Annotated in this window: 21 protein-coding genes; 14 read left to right on the forward strand and 7 right to left on the reverse strand. The window is 72.7% G+C overall.

Annotation, left to right across the window (positions count from 1 at the left end):
- The first annotated feature begins 256 nt into the window (after positions 1 to 256).
- From ACFYQ5_RS16815 to ACFYQ5_RS16835, 5 genes are read left to right on the forward strand one after another with little or no spacing between them, the layout of a single operon-like run.
- On the forward strand, positions 257 to 1,510 hold the full coding sequence (locus ACFYQ5_RS16815; protein WP_389198060.1) for a prenyltransferase/squalene oxidase repeat-containing protein: 1,254 nt from the start codon (positions 257 to 259) through the stop codon (positions 1,508 to 1,510).
- Positions 1,507 to 2,181 (forward strand): SCO2322 family protein, encoded by a 675-nt coding sequence (locus ACFYQ5_RS16820; protein ID WP_389198061.1) that lies wholly within the window; start codon positions 1,507 to 1,509, stop codon positions 2,179 to 2,181. The genes ACFYQ5_RS16815 and ACFYQ5_RS16820 overlap by 4 nt, the downstream gene beginning before the upstream one ends.
- Positions 2,178 to 3,323, forward strand: a complete 1,146-nt coding sequence (locus ACFYQ5_RS16825; RefSeq protein ID WP_389198062.1) for an energy-coupling factor transporter transmembrane protein EcfT — start codon at positions 2,178 to 2,180, stop codon at positions 3,321 to 3,323. Before ACFYQ5_RS16820 ends, ACFYQ5_RS16825 begins: the two co-directional genes overlap by 4 nt.
- The gene (locus tag ACFYQ5_RS16830; RefSeq protein WP_389198063.1) at positions 3,320 to 5,035 is read left to right on the forward strand and encodes an ABC transporter ATP-binding protein; all 1,716 of its coding nucleotides are present in this window, start codon (positions 3,320 to 3,322) and stop codon (positions 5,033 to 5,035) included. Before ACFYQ5_RS16825 ends, ACFYQ5_RS16830 begins: the two co-directional genes overlap by 4 nt.
- A complete protein-coding gene (locus ACFYQ5_RS16835) occupies positions 5,032 to 5,850 on the forward strand; it encodes an ECF transporter S component (protein WP_389198064.1) in 819 nt (272 codons plus the stop codon). The genes ACFYQ5_RS16830 and ACFYQ5_RS16835 overlap by 4 nt, the downstream gene beginning before the upstream one ends.
- Here ACFYQ5_RS16835 and ACFYQ5_RS16840 read toward each other — a convergent pair whose 3' ends face one another.
- From ACFYQ5_RS16840 to aroQ, 3 genes are all read right to left on the reverse strand, one after another.
- Positions 5,851 to 7,680 carry a bifunctional sugar phosphate isomerase/epimerase/4-hydroxyphenylpyruvate dioxygenase family protein gene (locus ACFYQ5_RS16840; RefSeq protein ID WP_389198065.1) on the reverse strand — a complete coding sequence of 610 codons (1,830 nt, stop codon included), beginning with the start codon at positions 7,678 to 7,680 and terminating at the stop codon, positions 5,851 to 5,853. It abuts the gene before it with no gap.
- A gap of 102 nt (positions 7,681 to 7,782) precedes the next feature.
- Positions 7,783 to 8,646: a shikimate dehydrogenase gene (locus ACFYQ5_RS16845; RefSeq protein ID WP_389198066.1), complete on the reverse strand. Its 864-nt coding sequence runs from the start codon at positions 8,644 to 8,646 to the stop codon at positions 7,783 to 7,785.
- Entirely contained in the window at positions 8,643 to 9,113 is a 471-nt protein-coding gene (gene aroQ / locus ACFYQ5_RS16850; protein WP_389198067.1) for a type II 3-dehydroquinate dehydratase, read from the reverse strand. Before aroQ ends, ACFYQ5_RS16845 begins: the two co-directional genes overlap by 4 nt.
- Positions 9,114 to 9,277: 164 nt before the next feature.
- On the opposite strand from aroQ, the gene ACFYQ5_RS16855 reads away from it, so the two are divergent.
- Positions 9,278 to 9,940: a TetR/AcrR family transcriptional regulator gene (locus ACFYQ5_RS16855; RefSeq protein ID WP_389198068.1), complete on the forward strand. Its 663-nt coding sequence runs from the start codon at positions 9,278 to 9,280 to the stop codon at positions 9,938 to 9,940.
- Positions 9,941 to 10,169: 229 nt separating this feature from the next.
- Positions 10,170 to 11,537, forward strand: a complete 1,368-nt coding sequence (locus tag ACFYQ5_RS16860; protein WP_389198069.1) for an MFS transporter — start codon at positions 10,170 to 10,172, stop codon at positions 11,535 to 11,537.
- 230 nt (positions 11,538 to 11,767) lie between these two features.
- Here ACFYQ5_RS16860 and ACFYQ5_RS16865 read toward each other — a convergent pair whose 3' ends face one another.
- Complete coding sequence (locus ACFYQ5_RS16865) at positions 11,768 to 13,822, reverse strand: bifunctional glycosyltransferase 87/phosphatase PAP2 family protein (RefSeq protein ID WP_389198070.1); 2,055 nt, start codon at positions 13,820 to 13,822, stop codon at positions 11,768 to 11,770.
- A 190-nt stretch (positions 13,823 to 14,012) separates the two neighbouring features.
- Positions 14,013 to 15,107 (reverse strand): serpin family protein, encoded by a 1,095-nt coding sequence (locus ACFYQ5_RS16870; RefSeq protein ID WP_389198071.1) that lies wholly within the window; start codon positions 15,105 to 15,107, stop codon positions 14,013 to 14,015.
- A gap of 50 nt (positions 15,108 to 15,157) precedes the next feature.
- Between ACFYQ5_RS16870 and ACFYQ5_RS16875 the strand changes: the two genes are divergently transcribed.
- Positions 15,158 to 15,634 carry a GNAT family N-acetyltransferase gene (locus ACFYQ5_RS16875; RefSeq protein ID WP_389198072.1) on the forward strand — a complete coding sequence of 159 codons (477 nt, stop codon included), beginning with the start codon at positions 15,158 to 15,160 and terminating at the stop codon, positions 15,632 to 15,634.
- 16 nt (positions 15,635 to 15,650) lie between these two features.
- Here ACFYQ5_RS16875 and ACFYQ5_RS16880 read toward each other — a convergent pair whose 3' ends face one another.
- On the reverse strand, positions 15,651 to 17,696 hold the full coding sequence (locus ACFYQ5_RS16880) for a DHA2 family efflux MFS transporter permease subunit (protein ID WP_389198073.1): 2,046 nt from the start codon (positions 17,694 to 17,696) through the stop codon (positions 15,651 to 15,653).
- A 138-nt stretch (positions 17,697 to 17,834) separates the two neighbouring features.
- Between ACFYQ5_RS16880 and ACFYQ5_RS16885 the strand changes: the two genes are divergently transcribed.
- Both ACFYQ5_RS16885 and ACFYQ5_RS16890 read left to right on the forward strand, forming a co-directional pair.
- Positions 17,835 to 18,809, forward strand: a complete 975-nt coding sequence (locus tag ACFYQ5_RS16885; protein WP_389198074.1) for a peptidoglycan-binding protein — start codon at positions 17,835 to 17,837, stop codon at positions 18,807 to 18,809.
- 190 nt (positions 18,810 to 18,999) lie between these two features.
- Positions 19,000 to 19,662 carry an HAD-IA family hydrolase gene (locus ACFYQ5_RS16890; RefSeq protein WP_389198075.1) on the forward strand — a complete coding sequence of 221 codons (663 nt, stop codon included), beginning with the start codon at positions 19,000 to 19,002 and terminating at the stop codon, positions 19,660 to 19,662.
- Between the two features lie 18 nt (positions 19,663 to 19,680).
- Here ACFYQ5_RS16890 and ACFYQ5_RS16895 read toward each other — a convergent pair whose 3' ends face one another.
- Complete coding sequence (locus ACFYQ5_RS16895) at positions 19,681 to 20,415, reverse strand: ABC transporter permease (RefSeq protein ID WP_389198076.1); 735 nt, start codon at positions 20,413 to 20,415, stop codon at positions 19,681 to 19,683.
- Positions 20,416 to 20,649: 234 nt separating this feature from the next.
- On the opposite strand from ACFYQ5_RS16895, the gene ACFYQ5_RS16900 reads away from it, so the two are divergent.
- The 4 genes from ACFYQ5_RS16900 (at position 20,650) to ACFYQ5_RS16915 (ending at position 24,324) form a co-directional block, all read left to right on the forward strand.
- Complete coding sequence (locus ACFYQ5_RS16900; protein ID WP_389198077.1) at positions 20,650 to 21,294, forward strand: HNH endonuclease family protein; 645 nt, start codon at positions 20,650 to 20,652, stop codon at positions 21,292 to 21,294.
- Between the two features lie 166 nt (positions 21,295 to 21,460).
- Positions 21,461 to 21,976 carry a DUF4396 domain-containing protein gene (locus tag ACFYQ5_RS16905; protein ID WP_389198079.1) on the forward strand — a complete coding sequence of 172 codons (516 nt, stop codon included), beginning with the start codon at positions 21,461 to 21,463 and terminating at the stop codon, positions 21,974 to 21,976.
- 100 nt (positions 21,977 to 22,076) lie between these two features.
- The gene (locus ACFYQ5_RS16910; protein WP_389198081.1) at positions 22,077 to 23,753 is read left to right on the forward strand and encodes an alkaline phosphatase D family protein; all 1,677 of its coding nucleotides are present in this window, start codon (positions 22,077 to 22,079) and stop codon (positions 23,751 to 23,753) included.
- Between the two features lie 112 nt (positions 23,754 to 23,865).
- On the forward strand, positions 23,866 to 24,324 hold the full coding sequence (locus ACFYQ5_RS16915; RefSeq protein ID WP_389198083.1) for a DoxX family protein: 459 nt from the start codon (positions 23,866 to 23,868) through the stop codon (positions 24,322 to 24,324).
- Positions 24,325 to 24,437 lie beyond the last annotated feature (113 nt).

Below are 24,437 nucleotides of genomic sequence, written 5' to 3' on the forward strand. Positions count from 1 at the left end.
CGGTCGTTCCTTCCCACGGGCACACGCCCGTGCGGTCCCCGCAGGAGTTTCGCATGGGCTCTGACCTGCTGGGAAGGTGCGCGGCACGGAGGGGTGGCTGTCCGACCGGAGGGGGCCGGGGGTGCCCCGGTAGAGTGAGCGGGTCGTCATCATGCCCGTACAGGGGGAAGCCGGTGCGAATCCGGCACCGACCCGACCCCTACGCGCTCGGCTCAGCTCGAGCAGGGGAAACCCCATTCGAGAGGCCCGGCCCGCCATGTCCGTACGCCGCCGCGCGGCAGCGCTCGCGCTCACCGCCGTGCTCTGTGGAGCGGCCGCCCCGGTGGCGGCCGCCGCGCCGAGTCCGTCCCCGTCCACGCCGGACCTTCCGGCGGGGCTGTACGGCAGCAAGGACCCGACGTACGACGGGGTGTGGCGCCAGTCGCTGGCCTTCCTCGCCCAGAAGATCGAGCTGGTCACGCCCGCCACGCAGTCGGTGGACTGGCTCGTCGGCCAGCAGTGCGACAGCGGGGCCTTCGCCTCGTACCGCGATGCCTCCGAGCCCTGCGGCGCCAAGACGGTCGCGGACACCAACGCCACGGCGGCGGCGGTCCAGGCCATGGTCGAGCTCGCCGTGCACCGCGAGGTCGTGGACAGCGGGGTCGCCTGGCTGAAGTCCGTACAGAACGAGGACGGCGGCTGGGGCTACAACCCGGGCAGCCCGAGCGACGCCAACTCCACCGGCGTCGTGACCGGGGCGCTGGCGCGGGCGGGCGTACCGCTCGCCGAGGTCACCACGGCGGACGGGAAGACCCCGTACACGGCGCTGCAGACCTTCGCGCTGCCCTGCGGGGGCGAGGACGGCGGGGCGTTCGCCTATCAGCCGGACAAGGACGGCGGGCTCGCCGCCAACGCGGACGCCACGGCGGCCGCGGTCATCGGCGCGATGGGCAAGGGCCTGGCCGCCGGGAACTACAACGCGGCGAAGGCGCCCGCCTGCCACCAGGGCGACGACCTCACCCCCGAGCAGACCGCGCAGAACGGGGCCCACTACCTGGCGCGGACACTCGCCGGTTCGGGGCACCTGGACCTGCCGCCGATGCCGGGCGCCGAGGACTCCGCCCCGCAGCCGGACTTCGGCAACACGGCGGACGCGGTCGTGGCGCTCGCGGCGTCCGGCCACAAGGACAAGGCGGCCGGAGCGGTCGCGTACCTGGAGAAGCACGCGCAGGGCTGGGCGAAGGAGGGCGGCCCCGCCGCCACCGCCCAGCTGGTACTCGCCGCCCACGCGACCGGCACCGACGCCCGCGACTTCGGCGGCGTCGACCTCGTCAGGCAGCTCAACGCGACGGGCCCGGCGCCCGCCGCCACCGCCGTGCCCTCGCCCACCGCGACGGCGCCGGAGAAGCCCGCGGACACGAGCAGCGACGACGAGGGGCTCGGCCTCTGGTGGATCATCGGCATCGGTCTCGCCCTCGGCGCGGGCATCGGCTTCCTGCTCAGCGGACGCCGGAAGAACCAGCAGCTGTGAGGCGCCCGCTGGGCACGGCGGCGCTGCTCCTCCTCGTCGGTGCCGTCCTGGCGGTGCCGGGCGCGGGGAGCGCGCAGGCAGCCGCTTACCGCTACTGGTCGTTCTGGGAGAGCGACGGCGGGAAGGGCTGGACGTACGCCACCCAGGGGCCTTCCGTGGTCCGGCCGGACGACGGCGCGGTGCAGGGTTTCCGCTTCTCGGTGAGCGAGGACTCCCAGGACTCGGCGCAGCCGCGCCGCGCACCCGACTTCGGGACCATCTGCGCGGACACCCCGGCGAAGGACGGCCTCAAGCGGATCGCGCTGGTCATCGACCCGGGTACGGCGGCGGACGCGCCGGACGGCGAGAAGCCGCCCCCGCTGCGCGCCGCCTGCGCCCAGGTGGCGCCGGACGCGAGCACGGCGGACGCCCTCGCCGCGGTGGCGAAGCCGCTGCGGTACGACAGCTCCGCGATGCTCTGCGCGATCACGGGCTATCCGCGCTCGGGCTGCGGTGGACAGACCGGCGGGGACTCCCCCACCGCGGGGCCCGACGATCCGGCCACGGCGTCGACCGACGGCGGCGGCGGTGGGGGTGGCGGTGGCGGCCCGTCGGCCGGTGTGCTCACCGGCGTCGGCGCGGTGCTCGTCCTGGGTGCCGCCGCTGTGCTGCGGGCCCGCCGCCGCCGATGACCCCCTCCACCGGCCCGGCCCGGCTCCCCCCTGCTCTGCGTGCCCCGGAGGCCACCCGCGGCAACGCGCTGCCGGCCGGTGCCTGGTGGCTGTGGGCACTCGGGCTGGCGACCGCCGCGTCCCGTACGACCAACCCGCTGCTGCTCGGCCTGCTGGTGGGCGTGGCCGGCTACGTGGTGGCGGCGCGCCGCACGGACGCGCCGTGGGCCCGTTCGTACGGAACGTTCATCAGGATCGGGCTGTTCGTCGTCGCCGTACGGCTGGTGTTCTCCGTCGTCCTCGGCTCCTCCGTCCCCGGTACGCACGCCCTGTTCACGCTGCCCGAGGTGCCGTTGCCCGACTGGGCGCAGGGGGTCAGGATCGGCGGCCGCGTCACGGCGGAGCAACTGGTCTTCGCGCTGTACGACGGCGCGAAGCTGGCCACCCTGCTGATCTGCATCGGTGCGGCGAACTCGCTGGCCAACCCGGCCCGGCTGCTGAAGTCCCTGCCCGGCGCCCTGTACGAGGTGGGGGTCGCCGTCGTCGTCGCGATGACGTTCGCTCCGAACATGGTCGCCGACGTGGCGCGGCTGCGGACGGCCCGCAGGCTGCGCGGCCGTCCGACCGGCGGGATCAGGGCGGTGCTCCAGATCGGGCTGCCGGTGCTGGAGGGCGCGCTGGAGCGTTCGGTGGCCGTCGCGGCGTCGATGGACGCGCGGGGGTACGGCCGTACCGCGCAGGTTCCGCCCGCCGTCCGCCGCACCACGCATGTGCTCACGCTGGGCGGGCTGCTGGGTGTGTGCGCGGGGACGTACGGGCTGCTGGCCGCGCAGGGCGCCGTGCACGGGCTGCCGGTGCTGCTGGCCGGGCTGGCCGCGGCGATGGCCGGGCTCAGGCTCGGCGGGCGCCGCTCGGTCCGTACCCGCTACCGCCCGGACCGCTGGGACGTACGGGCCTGGCTCGTCGCGGCCTCGGGCGCGGTCGTCGCGGCCGCGATGATCTGGGCGGGCGCGGCCGACCCGGAGGCCCTGCGCCCCGGCGTGGTACCGCTGACCGCCCCCGTCCTGCCGTTGTGGCCGGCCGCCGCCGTGCTGGTCGGACTGCTGCCCGCCGTGGTGGCGCCGCTGCCCGCTTCCCCCTCGGACTCCAAGGAGCACGCATGATCCGGTTCGAGCAGGTCTCGGTGCGGTACGAGGGCGCCGAGCGCCCCACCCTGTCCGGGGTCGACCTCACGATCCCCGAGGGCGAACTGGTGCTGGTCGTCGGCCCGTCCGGTGTCGGCAAATCGACTTTGCTGAGTGCGGTGTCGGGCCTCGTACCGCATTTCACCGGAGGGGTGCTCGGCGGCCGGGTCACGGTCGGCGGCCGTGACACCCGCACCCACAAGCCGCGTGAACTCGCCGACCTGGTCGGCACGGTGGGCCAGGACCCGCTCGCCCACTTCGTGACGGACACCGTCGAGGACGAGCTGGCCTACGGCATGGAGTCGCTGGGCCTCGCCCCGGACGTGATGCGGCGCCGCGTCGAGGAGACGCTGGACCTGCTGGGGCTCGCCGAGCTGCGGGACCGGCCGATCGCCACGCTCTCCGGGGGCCAGCGGCAGCGGGTCGCGATCGGCTCGGTCCTCACCCCGCACCCGAAGGTCCTGGTCCTGGACGAGCCGACGTCCGCCCTCGACCCGGCGGCGGCCGAGGACGTGCTGGCGGTGCTCCAGCGGCTGGTGCACGACCTGGGGACGACGGTCCTGATGGCCGAGCACCGCCTGGAACGCGTCGTGCAGTACGCGGACCAGGTCCTCCTGCTGCCCGCACCCGGCGCCGCCCCGGTGATGGGATTGCCCGCGGACATCATGGCGGTCTCGCCCGTCCGGCCGCCGGTGGTGGCCCTGGGCCGGCTGGTGGGCTGGGATCCGTTGCCGCTGTCCGTGCGCGACGCCCGACGCCGGGCCGTGGACCTGCGGGAACGCCTGGCCGACGTCGAACCGCCGGCCCGGGAGGCACCGGCGGACGCCGCCGTCACCCCGCTCCCCGCCCCGGCCCCCGCCCGCCCCGGACTCCTGGGCCGGCTGTTCGGCCGCCGTCCCGGCGCGGCGCCCGTGGAGCCCCCGGTCCAGGACGCCGCCACCCGGGTGGAGGGGCTCGGGGTGCGGCACGGGCGGGTCCAGGCGCTGCGCGGGGTGACGCTGTCCGTCGCACCGGGCGAGACGGTGGCTTTGATGGGCCGCAACGGCGCGGGCAAGTCGACCCTGCTGAGGACCCTGGTCGGGATGACCGAACCGACCACGGGTTCGGTGCTCGTCGGCGGGCTGCACCCGTCCCGTACGGCGCCGCGCACCATGGCACGCCGGGTCGGACTCGTACCGCAGGAGCCACGCGATCTGCTGTACGCCGACACCGTCGCCGCCGAGTGCGCGGCGGCGGACTCCGACGCGGGCGCGCCCGCGGGCAGTTGCCGGGCCCTGGTCTCCGAGCTGCTGCCGGGTGTGCCGGACGACACCCACCCCCGTGACCTGTCCGAGGGGCAGCGGCTCGCCCTCGCCCTCGCCCTGGTGCTGACCGCCCGTCCTCCGCTCCTCCTCCTGGACGAGCCGACGCGCGGCCTGGACTACGCGGCGAAGGCCAGGCTCGTCGGCGTGCTGCGGAGGCTGGCCGTGGAGGGGCACGCCATCGTCCTGGCCACGCACGACGTGGAGCTGACGGCGGAGCTGGCCGACCGGGTGGTGATCCTCGCCGACGGCGAGGCCGTCGCCGACGGGCCGACCCGGCAGGTCGTGGTCTCCTCCCCCGCGTTCGCCCCGCAGACGTCGAAGATCCTGGCGCCACGGGAGTGGCTGACCGTGTCGCAGGTGAAGACGGCGCTGGAGGGCCTCGTATGACGGCCGGGTCCGCCCGCCCGGTGCGGCTCGGTCCGCACGCCGTCGCCGCGCTCGTCCTGATCAGCGCCGTCGGACTCGTCGCGTTCGGCTGGCCGCTGCTGGCGGGAGCCGACTCCGGTCTCGCCCACGCGCAGGACGCGCCGTGGCTGTTCGCCGTCCTGCTCGTCCTGCTCGTCGGGGTGGTCCTCGCGACGGTCGCGGACTCCGGTCTGGACGCGAAGGCCGTCGCGATGCTCGGCGTCCTCGCGGCGGTCGGGGCGGCGCTGCGTCCGCTGGGCGCGGGGACGGCCGGCCTGGAGCCGATGTTCTTCCTGATGGTGCTGAGCGGCCGGGTGCTGGGCCCCGGCTTCGGATTCGTACTCGGCTCGGTCACGATGTTCGCCTCGGCCCTGCTCACGGGCGGGGTCGGGCCCTGGATGCCGTTCCAGATGCTGTCGATGGGCTGGTTCACCATGGGCGCGGGCCTGCTGCCGGGCGCGGACCGGCTGCGCGGCCGGGGGGAGCTGCTGGTGCTGGCGGGGTACGGGTTCCTCGCGGCGTTCGCGTACGGCACGGTGATGAATCTGTACGGCTGGACGATCGTGCCGGGGCTCGGTTCCGGGATCTCCTTCGTCGCGGGTGACCCGCTGCACGAGAACCTGGTCCGCTTCCTCGCCTACTGCGCCGCCACCTCGCTCGGCTGGGACCTGGGCCGCGCCGTCCTCACCGTGGCGCTGACGGTGACCGTCGGTCCCACCCTGCTGAGAGCCCTGCGCCGGGCCACCCGCCGCGCCGCGTTCGACGCGCGGGCGGACTTCCAGGCCCCCAGGACCTGATCACTCGGCCAGCGCGTGCTGCGCGGCGAGCCTGACGGGGGCGTTCCGGGCGCCGTATCCGTCGTATCCGCCGCTGCGCTCGACGAGTTCGAAGAAGACGCGGCCGGTCGTCACGGTGTAGCAGTGCCGGAACTCCCCCTTCTCGTCGCGGTCGTAGAGGATGCCGAGTTCGCGGTAGGTCTCCAGCTCGCCCGGGGCGAACGTATGGCGCGCGGCCAGGTCGTCGTAGTAGTTGGCGGGGACGGGCAGCAGCCGGGCACCTGCCGCGCGGGCTCGGCGGACCGTGGTGACGAGGTCGTCGGTGACCAGGGCCACGTGCTGGGGGCGTCCGCCGCGGGCCGGGTCCTCCGTGGGCGACGCCCCCACGCCCAGGGCGATGCGCACGGTGCCGTCCTCGTTGCTGGCGGCGCGGCTGCGGAGCAGGCCGTACGGGTCGGCGAGGTCGACGCTCGCGTGCGGTCGCAGGCCGAGCACGCCGCGGTGGAAGAGGGTCGCCTCGTCGAAGTGGTGCCAGGGCTGGGTCAGCGCGACATGGTCGATGCGGGTGATCCCGAAGGGGTCGGGGGTGTGCGGGGCGGGCGCGAAGTCACCGGTCCAGCCGGCGCGGCCGGCGTCTCCAGGACGGGCGGAGTCCCCGGAGCGTTCGGTCCGCTCGGTGACGCAGAAGAAGAACTCGGTGCCGTCGGGCGCGGCCACCGCGTCCAGCGGGGCGTCGCCGGGGGCGCGGCGCCGGGGCAGGACGGGGGCGAGCAGCGACTCGGCCCGCGCGGAGGCCCCTGCGGGGTCGGGGCTCTCCAGGCCCACGGCGGTGAGCGCGGGTTCCGTCCGGTGACTGCCGGTGTCGGTGTTGAGCAGGATGCGGGCCTCGCCCTGTTCCCAGAGGTCCACCGGCTTCCCGGAGTGCCTGGCCGTACGGGAGAAGCCCAGCGCGGTCAGCAGGGGCGCGATCCTGGCCGTGTCGGCCGTGGCGATCTCGACGAAGGCGAACCCGGTCGGAACGACCGGCGCCGGGGGCGCGGTCAGTCCCGCCGACTCCTGGAGCAGCGTCAGCGAGCGCCGGGCGTCGATCGCGGTGCGGCCCGCGTCCGCCTGGCGGAAGACGTCGTTGAACACCTCCAGCGAGAGGGGTCCGTCGTATCCGGCGCGTACGGCGGCCCGCACCAGCCCGGTGACGTCGAGGTCGCCCTGACCGGGGAAACAGCGGTGGTGGCGGCTCCACTGCAGGACGTCCAGGGCCATCTGCGGGGCGTCGGCGAGCTGCAGGAAGAAGATCTTGTCGCCGGGGATGGCCTCGATCCCCGTGACGTCGGAGCCCCTGGCCAGGATGTGGAAGCTGTCCAGGCAGATCCCGAGGGCGGGATGGTCCGCGGCCTCGACGATGCGCCAGGCGTGCTCGTACGTACTGACGTGGCGGCCCCACGCCAGTGCCTCGTACGCGACCCGGACGCCGGACTCCTGCGCGAGGTCCGCCAGTCGGCGCAGCTGGTCGGTGGCGAGGGCGTCGTCGTCGGCCGCGTACGGCGACACGCTGGAGCAGACCAGGACGGTGTCGGCGCCGAGCCGCCGCATCAGCCGGAACTTGTGCTCGGCGCGCCGCAGGTTGCGGGCGAACTCGTCGGCGGGGACGGCCTCGATGTCGCGCATCGGCTGGAAGAGGTCGATCGTCAGGCCGAGGTCGGCCACCCGCTCCCTGATCTCCTCCGGGCCGAGCGGACTCCCGATCAGGTCGTTCTCGAAGATCTCGACGCCGTCGAAGCCCGCGCGCGCCGCCGCGGTGAGCTTCTCGGTGAGCGTTCCGCTGAGCGAGACGGTGGCGATGGACGTACGCATGTCGGTCCTCCTGCGGGCTTCGGCGCGGCTTGGGCGCGGCCGTGGTGCGGCTTCGGCTCAGCGCTCCGGTGGGGCTTTCGGTGCGGCTTTCCTGTACGGCTTTCAGTGCGCGGACGTGAGCTCGGCGATGTCGGCGAGCATGCGGGCGGTGTCGGGTTCACGGCCGGTGAAGAGCCGGAAGGAGTCGGCGGCCTGGTAGACGGCCATGCCTCCGCCGTCGAGGGTGGGGCAGCCGAGGGCGCGGGCGGTGCGCACGAGGGTGGTCTCCAGCGGCCGGTAGACGACCTCGGCGACCCACAGCCCGGGGTGCAGCAGTTCCGCCGGGAGCGGAAGCCCCGGGTGGGCGGCCATCCCGATGGGTGTGGCGTGGACCAGGCCGTCGGCGCTCTCCGTCCGTGCGGCGATGTCCAGGAGGTCCGCGGCTTCGGCACGGCCGGGGCCGAAGTGGTGGTTCAGGGAGTCCGCGAGGGCCGCCGCCCGGTCGGGCAGGGCGTCCAGCACGGTGAGCCGGCCGGCACCGAGGGCGAGGAGGGCGTGGGCGACGGCGGCTCCGGCACCGCCCGCCCCCAGCTGCACGACCCGCTCCAGCGGCGCGTCGGGCAGACCGCGCGCGAAGGAGGCGGCGAAGCCGGTCGCATCGGTGTTGTGGCCGATCGCTCGATCGCCCTCGAAGACCACGGTGTTGACCGCGCCGAGCGCCTCGGCCTGCGGCGAGAGCGCGTCGAGGTGGGCGAGGACCTGCTGCTTGCAGGGGTGGGTGACGTTGAGGCCGTCGTAGCCCATGTCGCGGGCGGAACGGACGAGTTCACCGGTCTTCTCCGGCGGGACACCGAGCGTGCCGATGTCGATGAGGCGGTAGAGGTAGCGCAGCCCCTGACGGTCCGCTTCGCGTTCGTGGAGCGCGGGGCTGAGCGAGGGGCCGATGCCGGAGCCGATCAGGCCGACGAGATACGAGTCCGGGCTCACCGGTTCTCCTCCAGGAGCTGGGCGAGGTGGGTGAGCGCCAGGGCGTATCCATGGGCGCCCGCCCCGCAGATGACCGTGTCGGCGACAGCCGAGACGTAGCTGTGGTGGCGGAAGGCCTCCCGCCGGTGGATGTTCGAGAGGTGGACCTCCACGACGGGCAGCTCCACGGCGGCGAGCGCGTCACGCAAGGCGACCGAGGTGTGGCTGTACCCGGCGGGATTGATCACGATGCCGCGGTGTGCGGTGCGGGCTTCGTGGACGGCGTCGATGAGGACGCCCTCATGGTTGCTCCGGCGGCAGTCGGCGCGCAGCCCGTGGGCCGCCGCGGCGCTCCGGCAGAGCTCGTCGATGTCCGCCAGGGTGTCCGTGCCGTACACCCCGGGCTCACGCAGGCCGAGCAGATCGAGATTGGGCCCGTTCAGCACGAGGACGGGGACGCCTGGGGGCGGGGCCGGAGGGTTCGGCATCGTTCACTCCCGTTGATGAGGCGGCTCGATGGGACGTAATGTACGGACTGGTTAGTTAGTCATACCGAAGGAAACCCGCCCAGGGAAGACCCCGGGCCGGATCGGCCGCTCCGGGCGCCGGATCTAGAATCGCGAGCACGCACCGCCTGCCGTGAAGGATCCGGATGACCAGCACCGAAGGACCCGCCCAGCCCGCCGCGCGGACCCGCGACGCGGCGCGCACCAGGGCCGAGATCCTCGACGTGGCGACGCGAGAGTTCGCCCGCCTCGGCTACACCGGCGCCCGGGTCGACGAGATCGCCGCCCGCACCCGCACCACGAAGCGGATGATCTATTACTACTTCGGCGGCAAGGAGCAGCTGTTCACCGCGGTCCTGGAGCGGGCCTACACCAGGATCCGGGAGGCGGAACAGCTGCTGGACGTCGAGCACCTCGACCCCGTGGCAGCGGTCCGCCGGCTGGCCGAGGTGACCTTCGACCACCATGAGGAACACCCCGACTTCATCCGCCTGGTCAGCATCGAGAACATCCACGAGGCCGAACACATCGCCGCCTCCGCCGAGTTGAGCCGTATCGGGTCACCGGCGATCGAGGTCCTGCGGCGCATCCTCGACACGGGGCGCGCGTCGGGCCTGTTCACGGCGGACGTCGACGCCGTGGACCTGCACGCGATGATCAGCTCGTTCTGCTTCTTCCGCATAGCGAACAGGCACACCTTCGGGGCGCTCTTCGGCCGCGACCTGGTGGACACCGGCCGGCGCGAGCACTACCGCACCATGCTGGGCGACATGATCATCGCCTACCTCACGGCCGACCGCGCGGCGTAGGGCCGGACGTTCCGGGAGCGGACGGGCCCGGACGCCCGAGGGACCGGGGCCGGGCTCCGTGCGGGCCGGGGCGGATCGGGTGCGGCCCGGGCCGGATTCCGTGCGAACTCTTGACAGGGGCGTCAACTGCTCGCACCATCCGTAGCCATCCGCAACTAACTACCTAGTGCGTTAATTATCCGGGCCGCTCGCCTGTCCCCCGCACGGAACGTCCCCGAAGGAGCCCGACGTGACCGCTCACGACCCTTCCGCCGGTCCCCCGCCCCAGCAGTCGCAGGCCCAGCCCCGCAAAGCCGCGCTCGCCGCCTGGATCGGCAGCGCGCTGGAGTACTACGACTTCTTCATCTACGGCAGCGCGGCGGCCCTGATCTTCCCCGAGGTCTTCTTCGACGAGTCCGATCCGGCGAACGCGACCCTGCTGTCGCTGGCCACCTTCGGTGTGGCCTACGCGGCCCGCCCGGTCGGCGCGCTCTTCCTCGGGCATGTCGGGGACCGGCTCGGCCGCAAGAAGATCATGGTCTTCACCCTGATGCTGATGGGAATCTCGACGTTCCTCATCGGCTGTCTGCCCACCCGGGACCAGATCGGCGGGGCCGCACCCGTCCTGCTCGTCCTCCTGCGGATCCTGCAGGGCATTTCCGCGGCGGGCGAGCAGGCCAGTGCCAATTCGATGAGCCTGGAACACGCGCCGCAGCACCGGCGCGGCTACTTCACCAGCTTCACCATCAACGGGACGCAGGCCGGTCAGCTGATCGCGACCCTGGCCTTCATCCCGGTCGCCGCTCTGCCCGAGGAACAGCTCCTCTCCTGGGGCTGGCGCATCCCCTTCTGGCTGAGTGTCGTCGTCGCGGTCACCGGCTACGTCATCCGCCGCACCCTGGAGGAGACCCCGGTCTTCACCAAGCAGGCGGCGACCGAGGGCGTGGCGAAGCTGCCGCTGGCCGTGCTGGTGCGCGACCACTGGGCCGACGTACTGCGGGTCGTCGCGGCCGCCGTGATCGCCACGGTCAGCACGATCTTCACCGTCTGGGCCCTGTCGTACGCGACCAGCGACGCCGTCGGCATGAGCCGCACCGGCATGCTCTGGGTGGGCGCCGTGGCCAACGTGGTCGCCCTGTTCACCATCCCGCTGTGGGCCCGGCTCTCCGACCGCGTCGGACGCCGCCCGGTCTTCCTCGTCGGGGCCGTCGGCAGCGCGGTGGCGATGCCTCTGTACCTGTGGGCGATCTCCACCGGCAGCTACCCGCTGGTGCTGATCCTGGGTGTGCTGGTCTTCGGCGTCGTCTACAGCGCGGCCAACGGCATCTGGCCCGCCTTCTACGCCGAGATGTTCCCCACCCGGGTCAGGCTCTCGGGCATGGCGATCGGCACCCAGACCGGCTTCGCCATCGCCGGCTTCGCCGTGGCCTTCGCCTCGCAGATCGCCGGCCCCGACGGCGACAACTGGGCCGGCGTCGCCCTCTTCGCCGCCGCGCTCTGCGTGCCGCCGGTCGTCGCGGCGCTCTCCGCCCGCGAGACGGCTCATGTGGAGACGGAGCGGCTCGGGGAGCGGGGCGGCGAGGTGGCCCCGGAGGCCGGGGTTCCGGTCAAAACCTGACCCTCGCACGGCCGCTGCCGGCAGCGGGTCCCCGGAGCGCGAGCTCAGCCGCCCCCCCTCCTGGCCGTCGGCGTTCCCGACCGGGACCAGCATCTCGTCGTGAGGGTCCGCCGAGTGGCGGAGCACCCGTCCCGGGCGGACCCTTGAGGGACGCGGCGATCCATGGCGAAGGGGTGCGGGACCGGCTCGGGAGAGCCTGCCCCGCACCCCTTCGGCCCGTCCCGGGCCGGTTACGCCTTGCTGCTCGCAGGTTCCGGTACGGGCCCCCCGGCGGCGGTGTCCCCCGCCTCGTGGCCGGGCCGTTCAGCCGTGCCGGCCGCCGGGGAGGGGGTCCGCAGCCCGCGCGGGCCGGACAGTACGTACGCCAGCCCGAAGCCCGCGGCCACCACCGTCGCGCCGCCGACCGCGTCCAGCACCCAGTGATTGCCCGTGGCGACGATGGCGGAGACCGTGAACAGCGGGTGCAGCAGACCAAGAACCTTCATCCACGCCTTCGGCGCGAGCAGCGCGATCACCACACCGCACCACAGCGACCAGCCGAAGTGCAGCGACGGCATCGCCGCGTACTGGTTGGTCATCGCGGTCAGCGCTCCGAAGTCGGGGCTGTCGAGGTCCTGCACCCCGTGGACCGTGTCGATGAAGCCGAGTCCCGGCATCAGGCGCGGCGGTGCCAGCGGGTAGAGCCAGAAGCCGAGCAGGGCGAGGACCGTGGCGAAGCCGATGGTGGTGCGGGCCCAGCGGTAGTCGGAGGGCCGGCGCACGTACAGCACCCCGAGGATCGCCAGCGGCACGATGAAGTGGAACGTCGAGTAGTAGTAGTCGAAGAACTCACGCAGCCAGGGGATGCCGACGACGGTGTGGTTGACCCAGTGCTCGATGTCGATGTGCAGCCACTGCTCGGCGGAGTGGATCTGCCGGCCGTGCGCCTCGGCGGTGGAACGCCCGGCGGTCGCCGCCAGCCGGACCTGCGCGTACGCGGAGTAGACGACCCGGATGAGCAGGAGTTCCAGCAGCAGGTTGGGGCGGCTGAGCACCCGGCGCCAGAACGGCAGCAGCGGCACCCACGCGTAGCGCGCCGGCACCGGCTTCGCGTGGTCCGTGGGGACCGGCCGCTGCCAGTGCGGCGAGGTACGGGACAGGAACGGCACCGCGCAGGCCGCGGCGAGCGCGGTGACGAGCAGCGCGTTGTCACGCACGGGAAGGACCACGCCGACGTTCGGCAGCAGCATCTTCCCGGGCAGGGTGAGGACGAGCACCACGACCGCCGGCCAGACCAGCCGGTCCGAGGCCCGGGTGCCGACGCGGCCGACGACGGCGAGCAGCACCCAGAGCAACTGGTGCTGCCAGGCGGTGGGCGACACGGCCACGGCGACGCAGCCCGTGACGGCGACGGCCAGGAGCAACTGCCCGTCCCGTGCGTAGCGGGCCGCGCGGCGCAGCCCGAGGAAGGCGACGGCGACGGCCAGGACCAGGAACAGCGCGATCTCGAGCGGGCCCTGGAGCCCGAACCGCAGCAGCGCCCCGTGCAGGGACTGGTTCGCCAGGCTGTCCGGGCGCTCGCCGAGTCCGGCACCCGCGAGGTGGTGCACCCAGTACGCCCAGGAGTCACGGGGCATCATCACCCCCGCCAGCGCGGTGCAGACGGCGAAGGTGGCACCGCCGCTGACGGCGGCCCGGCGTCTGCCGGTGAGCCAGAACAGGACCGCGAAGAGCAGGACGGCGGGCTGGAGCGCCGCGGCGACACCGGTCAGCACGCCCGGAAGGCGCTCACCGCGTACGGCGAAACAGGCGAGGAGCACCAGCAGGACCGGCAGGATGCTGGTCTGGCCCAGGTGCAGGGTGTTACGGACGGGCAGCGACACCATGAGCAGCGCGATCGCGACGGGCGCCGCCAGGAACGCGGTGCGCCGGCTCACGGGTGCGGGCAGGGCGCGGACGGCGACGAACCCGAGCAGGACGACGAGCAGCAGAGAACCGAACGTCCACACGACGCCGAGGGCCTGTTCGGCCGAGACCGTCAGCGGTTTCAGCACCAGCCCGGCGAACGGCGTACCGGTGAACCGGCCCGGGTCGTACAGGGATCCCGCCATGTGCAGGACCCCGGTCGCACCGGTCCAGGTCTCCAGATCGGTGAGCCGTTCGCCGGGCGGCCGTCTCAGCACCACCGCCACCTGCCGCACCGCCAGGACACCGATGAGCAGCCAGAGAACCGCTCTGACCGTCGCGGCCCTCGCCCCCGGATCCGCCGCCGCGTCCCCCCGCACACTGCGCTCCACATCTGTCACGCTGCGCCGACCCTCTCGTTTTCCATGCACTGCCCCATCGGCCGGGTACGTGCGGATGAAGCCTCGCATTGCCCTATGAGGTAGACACAATCAACCCCCTCTTCGCCTGACTGTCACCACGGATTCGCCGAAAGCAGGCCCGAATACCGGTGGCGGCTGCCCACGGGCCGCTCGTCACACGCACCGGGCCTCAGCTCTCGTACACGGGTACGTCCGCCTGCCAGCCCGCGAAGAGGGGGACGTCCGACGAGCCGTCCAGGACGACGATGCCGAAGGGCCGGTCGAAGGCGACGTGCCGCACCACCCGCGGCCTCGGGGCGGCGGACCTCGCCGCGACGACCGTGACCGCCGCGGCCTCCACGCCCTTCTCGGCGATCTTCACGACCGCCTCCTGGACCGCCTCGGAGAGATGGAGGCGCACGGGCGAGAGACCGGAGAAGTCCGCCACGGCGGGGTCGGTCGCGAGCCGCACACCGAGTGCCGGCAACTGTTCCGTGATCCGGACCTCTGTCCGCAGGGTGAAGCGCGGCAGCGAGAAGGTCACCGCGTCGGCGTCGAGCGCGGACCGCGGTTCCCCGGGGGCCCACGCCAGCGGAAGGACCTGCGCGGCCCCCTGGCCCGGCTCCCCCAGCACGAACCTGACCCGTGCCGGTACCGCACCGTCCCGGTCCGAACGGCAGCGCAGTTCGACGACGTACGCGCCCGCCGTCGTCCACACGTCGCCGCGCCTGACCGGCGCGTGCATCGTCGGCACCGGCAGGCTCGTACCCGCCGCGTCGGTGAAGGGGACGTCACGGGTGCGGGTCATGTCGAACGGCACCTCCCAGAGCGCCTTCAGGGCCAGCACGTTGACCAGGGCGAGCGCGACGTCCCCGCCGAGGTCCAGCGGCAGCCTCTCGATCAGGCCGCCGGTCTCCTCGCGGACCCACGCGTCGATCTCCGCGACGTCGACCGGGCCGAACGCGACGTCGGGCAGCGAGTGTTCGTACGCGGAGTGGAGCGGCACACCGTTCCACACCCGGGTCGCCACGTTCAGCGCCGCGGTGCGCCGCCAGTCCCGCGCGGTCTCCGTCACCACGGCCGCGGCCTCCTCGCCGGCCACGCCGAGCAGTGCGCGCAGCTCCTCGGCCGTCTCCGTACGGGCGCCTGCCGCGAGGGCGGTCAGGGCCAGCCACAGCCCGGCGGGCGAGCACACGAAGCCGCCCCCGCCGGGCCGCTCCAGCTCCCGTATCCACTGCTCTCCGAGCCGCTGGACGGCTGCCGTCCTGTCCGTGTCCCGCGTCATCGCTTCCCCTCATGGTTCTCGTCCCGTCACACCCTGGACAGAATGAACCAATGACGTGGACCGTGACCCCCGAACACTTCGGCAGCCCCGAGGCGACCCTGCTGCGACGGGACTACTACGACGAGGTGGCGAGCCGCTACTGGGGGCGCCCGGCGACCACGGCGGAGATCGACGACGGTCTGAGGGACGACGGCGTCGACCAACTCGCCACGCCCACGGGGGAGTTCCTGGTGGGACGGTACGAGGGCGAGGCGGCGAGCTGCGCGGGCCTGCGGCTGGTCGACGCGGTGACGGCGGAGCTGACCCGGGTGTTCGTCCGGCCCGCCTTCCGCTCGTCGGGCGGCGGCGGCCTGCTGCTCACGGGCATCGAGAGCGCCGCACGGGCCTACGGGGTGCGCCGGATCCGCCTGGACACCCGCAACGACCTGGTGGAGGCCCGCGGTCTGTACGCGAAGCACGGGTACCGGGAGGTTCCGGCGTTCAACCAAGGCCCTTACGCGGAGCACTGGTTCGCCAAGGAGCTCTGATCCACCCGCCGGTGTATCAGCCCACCGAGTGGTCGCGGCGCGGTTCGGGCATGTGCGGCTGTTCCTGGCTCGACCCGCTCACCTCGGCCGACAGCTCCGTCACCAGACGGACCAGGTCGGTGGGCCGGTCCGGGTCCCACCAGTCGCCCAGCAGCTCGGCCAGGGACTCCTCACGGGCCCGGGACAGCCGGACCACGGCCTCCGCGCCCTTCTCGGTGAGGACCAGTTGCATCCCCTCGCGCCGGGCGAAACCGTGTCCCTCCACCTGACGGGCGGCGGAGGTGATCACCCTCAGCGGCACGGGGGCGACCTCGGCCAGCCGGCCGGGCTCGACGGCGCCGTGCCGTTTGATGCGCAGCAGCAGCCAGCTGGCCGCCGGCTGCAGGTCGTACCCGGCCGTCTCGGTGATCTTCTCGTAGATCTGCCGGCGCCCCTCACGCGTGGCGAGCACCGACAGGGCGCGGGCGCATTCGTCGTACGAGGAACGCTGGACCGGGTTCGAGGCCAGGGTCTCGGTGGTGTCGGGCGCCGTCACCGACCCGCGCAGGGGTTCCTCCTTGAGGAACCAGGCGAAGAGGAACGCGACGAGGACGACGGGCGCCGCGTAGAGGAAGACATCGGTGATCGAGGTCGCGTAGGCGTTGAGGACCGAGGGGCGCAGGTCCGCCGGGAGCCGGCCGATGGCCCGGGGGTCGGCGGCCAGTGCCCCGGCGTCCACACCGGGCGGGAGCGAACGGCCGCTGAGCGCCTCTTCGAGTTTGCCGGTCAGCCGGTTGGTGAAGATGGTGCCGAAGACGGCCACGCCGAACGACGCGCCGATGGACCGGAAGAAGGTCGCCCCGGATGTGGCGACGCCGAGGTCCTCGTACCCCACGGAGTTCTGCACGATCAGCACGAGCACCTGCATCACCAGGCCGAGTCCGGCGCCGAAGACGAAGAAGCAGAGGCTCATCGTCCAGGTGGAGCTGTTCTCCGAGAGCGTGTGGAGCAGCAGCAGACCGACCACGGTGAGGGCGGTACCGGCGATCGGGAAGACCTTCCAGCGGCCCGTCCGGCTGACGATCTGGCCGGAGCCGGTCGAGGTGAGCAGCAGGCCGAGGACCATCGGCAGCATGTGCACACCGGACATGGTCGGGGTGATGCCGTGCACGACCTGGAGGAAGGTCGGCAGATAGGTCATGGCGCCGAACATCGCGAAACCGATGACGAAGCTGATGACGGCGACGAGGGCGAAGGTCCTCATCCGGAACAGTTTCAGCGGCAGGACCGGTTCGGCCGCCCGGCGCTCGGCCGCGACGAAGGCCACGAGCAGCACCACGGCGAGGACCGCGAGGACGACGATCTGCGCGGAGCCCCAGGCCCAGGTGGTACCGCCGAGTGAGGCGACGAGGATCAGGCAGGTGGCGACGGAGGCGATGAGGAAGGTGCCCAGGTAGTCGATGGTGTGCCGGGTGCGGCGGACCGGGATGTGCAGGGCGGCGGCGATGACGAGCAGGGCGACGACGCCGACGGGCAGGTTGATGTAGAAGACCCAGCGCCAGCTGAGGTGCTCGGTGAAGAAGCCGCCGAGCAGCGGGCCCAGCACGCTGGTCACGCCGAACACCGCGCCGAACAGGCCTTGGTACTTGCCCCGTTCGCGCGGGGTGACGATGTCGCCGACGATCGCCATCGACAGCACCATCAGCCCGCCGCCGCCGAGCCCCTGGAGGGCGCGGAAACCGATCAGCTGCGGCATGTTCTGGGCCATGCCGCAGAGCGCGGAGCCGATGAGGAAGATGACGATGGCCGTCTGGAAGAGCTTCTTGCGCCCGTACTGGTCGCCGAGTTTGCCCCACAGCGGAGTGGCCGCGGTCGCCGCCAGCAGGTAGGCGGTGACCACCCACGACAGATGGTCCAGTCCGCCCAGTTCGCTGACGATCGTGGGCAGCGCGGTGGAGACGATCGTCTGATCGAGTGCGGCGAGCAGCATGCCGAGAAGCAGCGCGCCGATGGAGACGAGGACACTCCGCCGGGACCGTCCCTCACCGGGTGCAAGGGGTGGCGGGCTCAGCTGCTGGGCCATGAACATCTCCTCGGGTCCGCTTCACCCCATCCTTGCCGCTCTGTGACGTTATGGCCTGCCGAGCGTCACCAGGGGCGTTGGGCTTCGTTGCGGAGGGCTGCATAATCGCAGGCAGTGCAAAGGGGAGGGGAACCCACGATGACCGGACATATGTGCCCGGAGTGCGGCGGCGAGCAGGGCGTGAGACCCGGGGCGGGGTGCGCCTGCGGAGCCGGCAGGGCCGCGCGGGCCGGGAGCGAGGCCCGTACGGCGGAGATCGCGGCGGCCGAGGACTTCGACCCGCTGCGGATCCGGCCGTACGTCACGCTGAACAGCGACGACGCGCAGGAGGACCACGCCGGTCCTGCGACGGACACGACGATGCCGCTCTTCCTGGACGGCGCGCCGGGCACCGGGCCGGGGGGTGTGGGCGCGCCGGGCGCGCTGCCCGAAACCGCCGTCGCGGACGAGTCCCGTCGGCGTACGGCCGCGGCTTACGTGGGCGGCGGCCCCGACCCCGTGCAACCGCGCCGTCGACGGCCGTTCGCCGTTGTCGCCGCGGGGGCGGCGGTGGCCGCGGTGGTGGGCACGGCCGCTTTCGTGAGCGGATTGTTCGACGACGAGGACGGCCGGGACGCGGCGCTGCCCGAGGCCACGACGAGCGCGCCGGACGCCGGCACCGGGCCGGCCGCATCCGTGTCCACGTCTCCGTCCGCATCCCCCTCGGCCACGCCGTCCCGGTCGGCGTCGGCCTCGGCGTCGGCGTCGGCCTCGGCATCCCCCACTCCGTCCGCATCGCGTTCGGCTGTCGCTTCGGCATCGCCGACACCCTCGGTGTCCGCGACGAAGGCCCCCGCCACGACAGCTGCACCACCACCCGCGGAGGAGGAGTCCGGGGCCACACTGCGGCGCGGGGACCGTGGCGCGGAGGTCTCGGAGCTCCAGCGGCGGCTGCAGGAGGTCTGGGTCTACCGGGGGCCGGAGGACGGCACCTACTCGGAACAGGTGGAGCGTGCCGTCGCCGAGTACCAGCGGTGGGTGTCGGTCAAGGGTGATCCCCCGGGGGTCTACGGGCCGGAGACCCGCCAGGCGCTGGAGGCACAGACGGGCGACGGCAGGGAGCACCGGTCCTGAGGCGCCGGACCGGCGGCCGACGGGCTGTCGACTCACGGAGGGGCGGACTCGCGGACTGGCGTTTTGGCGGAGGTTTTTGTATCGTGGAGGAACAAAGTAGCCTCCGCCCGTTCTCCCTGACCGGCGGGCGGGGCTGCTTGTTTTCTTCACCGCAGCTACGAGCTGTTCCCCCGCGCTCTGGAGCATGCCGATGTCGGCCACCGTCCTCGAAGCCCGCGCCCTCCTGCTGGACATGGACGGCACCCTCGTGAATTCCGACGCGGTGGTGGAGCGCTGCTGGCGCCGCTGGGCGATCGCACAGGGCCTCGACCCCGAGGCGGCACTCAAGGTGGTCCACGGCCGCCAGGGTTACGCCACGATGGCCGCCCTGCTGCCGGACCGCCCCATGGAGCAGAACCACGCGGAGAACCGGATCATGCTCGCCGAGGAGACCGCGGACACGGACGGCGTGGTGCCCATCGGCGGCGCGCCCGCGTTCATGGCGTCGATCGCCGGCCTCCCGCACGCGCTCGTGACCTCGGCCGACGAGGCGCTCGCCCAGGCGAGGATGACGGCTGCGGCCCTGCCGATCCCGGAGACCCGCGTCACCGCCGAGATGGTCGGCGCCAGCAAGCCCGACCCCGAGGGCTTCCTCAAGGGCGCGGCCGAGCTGGGCTTCGACCCGGCGGACTGCGTGGTGTTCGAGGACTCCGAGGCAGGCGTCGCGGCGGGCCGGGCAGCCGGCATGCGCGTCGTGGGCGTCGGCCCGCGCGCGGCGGCACTCTCCCCCGACGCCCACGTCGAGGACCTGACGCGGCTCCGGGTGGAAACGGCTGCGGACGGTTCGATCCGCCTGCACGTCGACGCCCTGTAACCCGTCCCCGCCTCACCCTCACCCCCGGTGCAGCAGCCCCCGCGCGACCAGCTCCAGCACCAGCGCGACGGCGACCGCCTGCACCGCCATGAGCGCCACCAGGACGAACAGCTGCACGGCGCCCGCCTCCACGGGTGAGGCGCCGCCCAGCAGCATGCCCACGAAGGCCCCGGGCAGGGTGACGAGCCCCACCGTCCGCGTCTGGTCCAGCCCCGGCAGCAGCGCATCCGACGCCGCGGGGCGGGCGATCTCCAGCCGGGCGTCCCGGTCGAGCAGACCGAGCGCCATTCCGGCCTCCACCTCCCCCCTCCGCGTCGCGAGCTCGTCCAGCGCGCGCCGCCCGCCGAGCACGGTCGCGGTGAGCGCGCCCCCGACGAGGATGCCGGTGACCGGGATCAGCGCGATACCGCGTACCGGGAGGAGCCCGGTCAGCAACAGCGCGACGACCACCGGCACGACACCCACACCGATCGGCAGCGCGGCCCACCACCAGGTGCGGTTACGGGTGAGCCGCCTGCCCGCGGTGCGCACGGCGACCGCGAACATCAGCGCCAGGAAGCCGAGCAGGGGCACCGGCGAGCGCACCACCCAGCCGATGAGCAGGGAGACCACGGCGAGCTGCACCCCGGCGCGCAGCCCCGCGACGGCGATCTCACGGGACCGGCCCAGCGAAGCCCACGCGGCGACGGCGGCGGCGAACACCAGGAGCAGGGCGAGCACGACACCGAGCGTGGGAGTGACCGGAAGCAGCACGCTGCCACCCTAGGGCGCACCCCACTCCCGCCCCGGAGAACCGCCGCCCCGTCAACTCCCGTCCTCGAACAACTCTCGGACGGGACGTCAGACCTAACCGTCTACCCCTTGATGTGACGTGCGCATGTCGTCACTCTGTTACCTGGCGACCACCCCACCGAAACCCGGCGCCGCCACGATGGCCTGGCTCCGTAGGTCGCCAGCCCAACGCCCCCCCACATCAAGGGAGTTCGCATGTCAGGTATCTACGCGCGTCGCATAGCAGCCCTCGCCGCCACGGCCGCGCTCGCCGCCACCACCGGGCTCCTCACGGCCCCGACCGCCCAGGCCGCGATGCCCACCCCGGTCAGCGCCTCGACCGCCCGTACGTATCTGAGCCAGCTCACCGTCTCCACCGAGGGCTCCTCGTCCGGCTACAGCCGCGACAAGTTCCCGCACTGGATCACCCAGTCGGGGGCCTGCAACACCCGCGAAGTGGTGCTGAAGCGCGACGGCACCGGCGTCGTCCAGGACTCCTCATGCGCCGCGACCAGCGGCAGTTGGTACTCGGAGTACGACGGCGCCACCTGGACCGCGGCGTCCGATCTGGACATCGACCACATGGTCCCGCTCGCCGAGGCCTGGCGCTCCGGGGCCAGCAGCTGGACCAACACCCAGCGCCAGTCCTTCGCCAACGACCTGACCCGCCCTCAGCTCATCGCGGTCACCGACAACGTCAACCAGTCCAAGAGCGACCAGGACCCGGGCGAGTGGCTCCCGTCACGCACCGCCTACCGCTGCACCTACGCACGCGCCTGGGTCCACGTGAAGCACCACTACGACCTCACCGTCGACTCCACCGAGAAGAGTGCCCTGCAATCCGTACTCAACGGCTGCTGACCGCCCTCCCGCCCCGGCGGGACCACCTGGCGGAGGGCCGCGCACGCCGAACGGCGTGCGCGGCCCTCCGCCGTTTTCCGCGCGCCCACCCCAGGGACCCGGGTATACGGTCCTGGCGTGGGCACGCAGGGACAGCCCGCACCGGACGGGATGAGGGATGACGGCCATGGAGCACAGAGCCCCTCACGGCGGCACCACTCACGATCACGACGCGCACACGGGTCACCCCGGGCACGGGACGGGCGGGGCGACCTGGGCGGCCGCCGCCAGGGCGACGCTGCACTGCCTGACCGGGTGCGCCGTCGGCGAGATCCTCGGCATGGCCATCGGCACCGCCCTGATGTGGGGCAACGTGCCCACCATGGTCCTGGCGATCGCGCTGGCGTTCGTGTTCGGCTACTCGTTCACACTGTTCGCGGTGCGCAGGGCCGGACTGGACTTCAAGACCGCCATCAAGGTCGCGCTGGCCGCCGACACCGTCTCCATCGCGGTGATGGAGCTCGTCGACAACGGCATCATCGCCCTGGTGCCCGGCGCGATGGACGCGCACCTCGCCGACGCCCTGTTCTGGACCTCTCTGCTGGGCGGGTTCGTCATCGCCCTCCTGCTGACCGCCCCGGTCAACAAGTGGCTGATCAGCCGCGGCAAGGGGCACGCCGTCGTGCACGCGCACCACCGCTGACCGCCCGTCGGCACGTTCCCCCCGGCGGAACCGAGCAGCCCTCCCCCGTCGTTCCGTAACCTACGGAGCCATCGGTCACGCCGACGCTAGGAGGGCACACATGGCCGGGCTACGCCTGGGACCACTGCTGAGGTACGTCGACTGGGAGTCCGGTTCACGGGCGACAGTCTGGGTGGAGGCCTCCAGACCCTGCACGGCGGAGGTCCGCTGCGCGGACGGGGCGGCCGGCGCCTCCCCCACGTTCGCCGTCGAGGGGCACCATTACGCCCTGGTGGTGGTGACGGGTCTGACACCCGGCTCGACCACGCCCTACGAGGTGCTGCTCGACGGCCACCGCGTATGGCCGCCCGAGGACTCCCGCTTCCCGCCGAGCAGCATCACCACACCCGCCGTACCGCAGCCGGAGGAGGCAGGCCCGGTCCGGGTGGCCTTCGGCTCCTGCCGCTGGGCGGCCCCTCCGGCGCACGGGCACGACGCCATCGGCCCCGACGCGCTCGACGCGCTGGCCACCCGCCTCGCCTCCGACCCCGAAGCGATACGCCCCGACGTCCTCCTGCTCCTCGGCGACCAGGTGTACGCGGACGAGACGTCGCCGGCCACCGAGCGGCGGATCGCCGCCCGCCGCGACCTGGACGAGGCCCCCGGAGCGGAGGTCGCGGACTACGAGGAGTACACCCACCTCTACGACGAGTCCTGGCTCGACCCGGACGTGCGATGGCTGCTCTCCACGGTCCCCAGTTGCATGATCTTCGACGACCACGACGTCATCGACGACTGGAACACGAGCGCCGCCTGGGTCCAGGACATGCGCAGCACACCGTGGTGGCACGAGCGGATCGTCAGCGGGCTCATGTCGTACTGGGTCTATCAGCACCTCGGCAACCTCTCCCCCGACGCCCTGGAAGCCGACCCGGTCTACGCGGCCGTACGTGCCGCCCCGGACGGCACCGAGACGTTGCGCGGCCATGCGGCGTCCGCGGACGCCGACCCCACGCGGGCCCGGTGGAGCTACCGGCGTGTTTTCGGCCGAGTACGGCTGCTGATGGTGGACACCCGGGCGGCCCGGACCCTCGAGGAACAGCAGCGGTCGATGCTCCGCGACGAGGAGGCCCGGTGGCTGCGCGAGGAGATGCTCGCGGACCGCGGCGCGTACGACCACCTGCTGATCGGCACTTCACTGCCGTGGCTGCTGCCGCCCCTCGTGCACGACGCGGAGACCTGGAACGCGGCCCTGTGCGGCGGCGAGCGGGGTGAGCGCTGGGCGCGCTTCGGGGAAAAGGTGCGCAGGGCCGGTGACCTGGAGCATTGGGCCGCGTTCCCGGCTTCCTTCCGCTGGTTGTCGGAGCTTCTCAGGGAGGCGGGGAGCGGACCCGGCGCACCGGCGACGGTATGCGTGCTGTCGGGCGATGTGCACCATGCGTACATCGCCGAACCCCAGTGGCCCGATGCCGCACGGGAGGGCGCTCCGACCGCACACGTCCTGCAACTGACCTGCTCTCCCGTCCACAACTCCATCCCCGGATACATACGCACGGGCTTCCGCTTCGGATGGAGCCGGGCGGGCCGCTGGCTCGGGCGTGCGCTGGCGTGGCACGGGCGGACGGGGAGCCCTCCGATGCGCTGGCGGAAGGCGGGCGGACCGTGGTTCGGCAATCAGCTCATGACCCTCACTCTGCACGGCCGGAAAGCTGCGCTGACATTGGTTCAGGCCAGGGCCAGGCCAACGGGGGCACAGCTCGAGACCGTTCTGGAGCGCACGCTGACTTCGAACAGATGACCAATTTTCAGCCAGCCGACAGAATGTTGAACTTGCAAGCAATAATGAGGTGACCCTAACCTGAGGGGCCCCGATCGGTTCCCGTCCCCAGACCGAAGGAGCCCCACCCCCCATGTTCATACGCCTGAACCGGGCCCAGCCCTACGCGCTCGGCCTCTTCCGCATAGTCATCGGATTCCTGTTCGCCTGCCATGGCGCCGCCTCGCTCTTCGGAGTCCTCGGCGGCACCATGAACGGCGGCACCGTACCGGCCGGCACCTGGCCGGGCTGGTACGCCGCAGTGATCCAGCTCGTCGGCGGCACCCTGGTCGCGCTCGGCCTCGGCACCCGCGTCGCCGCCCTCGTCTCCTCCGGCTCCATGGCCTACGCCTACTTCAATGTGCACCAGCCCGAGTCACTCTTCCCCCTGCAGAACGGCGGTGAGGCTTCGGTCGTCTTCTGCTGGTCCTTCCTGCTGCTGGTCTTCACCGGCTCCGGCGCCGTGGCCCTGGACCGGCTGTTCTCCTCGCGCGGCGGCGCCGCGCGCGGGAGCGAGCCCGCCCACGAGAAGGCGCAGGCCGTCTCGGCCTGACCCCCGCTCCGGACCCACCCGTTCCCCCACGCCCCGGCCCCCCTCCTCCCGAGGGGGGCCGGGGTCGTACGTGACCTGTGCGACATCGGCCGCCCACCCGGTGAATACCAGGT

Origin of the sequence: Streptomyces sp. NPDC005794 (assembly GCF_042871445.1) — a bacterium.
GTDB lineage: Bacteria > Actinomycetota > Actinomycetes > Streptomycetales > Streptomycetaceae > Streptomyces.

Excerpts from the sequence above, each read along its gene's own strand:
- ACFYQ5_RS16825 (WP_389198062.1), top strand. The coding sequence starts at position 2,178 with ATGACCCCCTCCACCGGCCCGGCCCGGCTCCCCCCTGCTCTGCGTGCC.
- ACFYQ5_RS16835 (WP_389198064.1), top strand. The coding sequence starts at position 5,032 with ATGACGGCCGGGTCCGCCCGCCCGGTGCGGCTCGGTCCGCACGCCGTC.
- ACFYQ5_RS16840 (WP_389198065.1), bottom strand. The coding sequence starts at position 7,680 with ATGCGTACGTCCATCGCCACCGTCTCGCTCAGCGGAACGCTCACCGAG.
- ACFYQ5_RS16855 (WP_389198068.1), top strand. The coding sequence starts at position 9,278 with ATGACCAGCACCGAAGGACCCGCCCAGCCCGCCGCGCGGACCCGCGAC.
- ACFYQ5_RS16915 (WP_389198083.1), top strand. The coding sequence starts at position 23,866 with ATGTTCATACGCCTGAACCGGGCCCAGCCCTACGCGCTCGGCCTCTTC.
- ACFYQ5_RS16905 (WP_389198079.1), top strand. The coding sequence starts at position 21,461 with ATGGAGCACAGAGCCCCTCACGGCGGCACCACTCACGATCACGACGCG.
- ACFYQ5_RS16815 (WP_389198060.1), top strand. The coding sequence starts at position 257 with ATGTCCGTACGCCGCCGCGCGGCAGCGCTCGCGCTCACCGCCGTGCTC.
- ACFYQ5_RS16900 (WP_389198077.1), top strand. The coding sequence starts at position 20,650 with ATGTCAGGTATCTACGCGCGTCGCATAGCAGCCCTCGCCGCCACGGCC.
- ACFYQ5_RS16875 (WP_389198072.1), top strand. The coding sequence starts at position 15,158 with ATGACGTGGACCGTGACCCCCGAACACTTCGGCAGCCCCGAGGCGACC.
- ACFYQ5_RS16880 (WP_389198073.1), bottom strand. The coding sequence starts at position 17,696 with ATGGCCCAGCAGCTGAGCCCGCCACCCCTTGCACCCGGTGAGGGACGG.
- aroQ (WP_389198067.1), bottom strand. The coding sequence starts at position 9,113 with ATGCCGAACCCTCCGGCCCCGCCCCCAGGCGTCCCCGTCCTCGTGCTG.
- ACFYQ5_RS16830 (WP_389198063.1), top strand. The coding sequence starts at position 3,320 with ATGATCCGGTTCGAGCAGGTCTCGGTGCGGTACGAGGGCGCCGAGCGC.
- ACFYQ5_RS16870 (WP_389198071.1), bottom strand. The coding sequence starts at position 15,107 with ATGACGCGGGACACGGACAGGACGGCAGCCGTCCAGCGGCTCGGAGAG.
- ACFYQ5_RS16910 (WP_389198081.1), top strand. The coding sequence starts at position 22,077 with ATGGCCGGGCTACGCCTGGGACCACTGCTGAGGTACGTCGACTGGGAG.
- ACFYQ5_RS16885 (WP_389198074.1), top strand. The coding sequence starts at position 17,835 with ATGACCGGACATATGTGCCCGGAGTGCGGCGGCGAGCAGGGCGTGAGA.
- ACFYQ5_RS16890 (WP_389198075.1), top strand. The coding sequence starts at position 19,000 with ATGTCGGCCACCGTCCTCGAAGCCCGCGCCCTCCTGCTGGACATGGAC.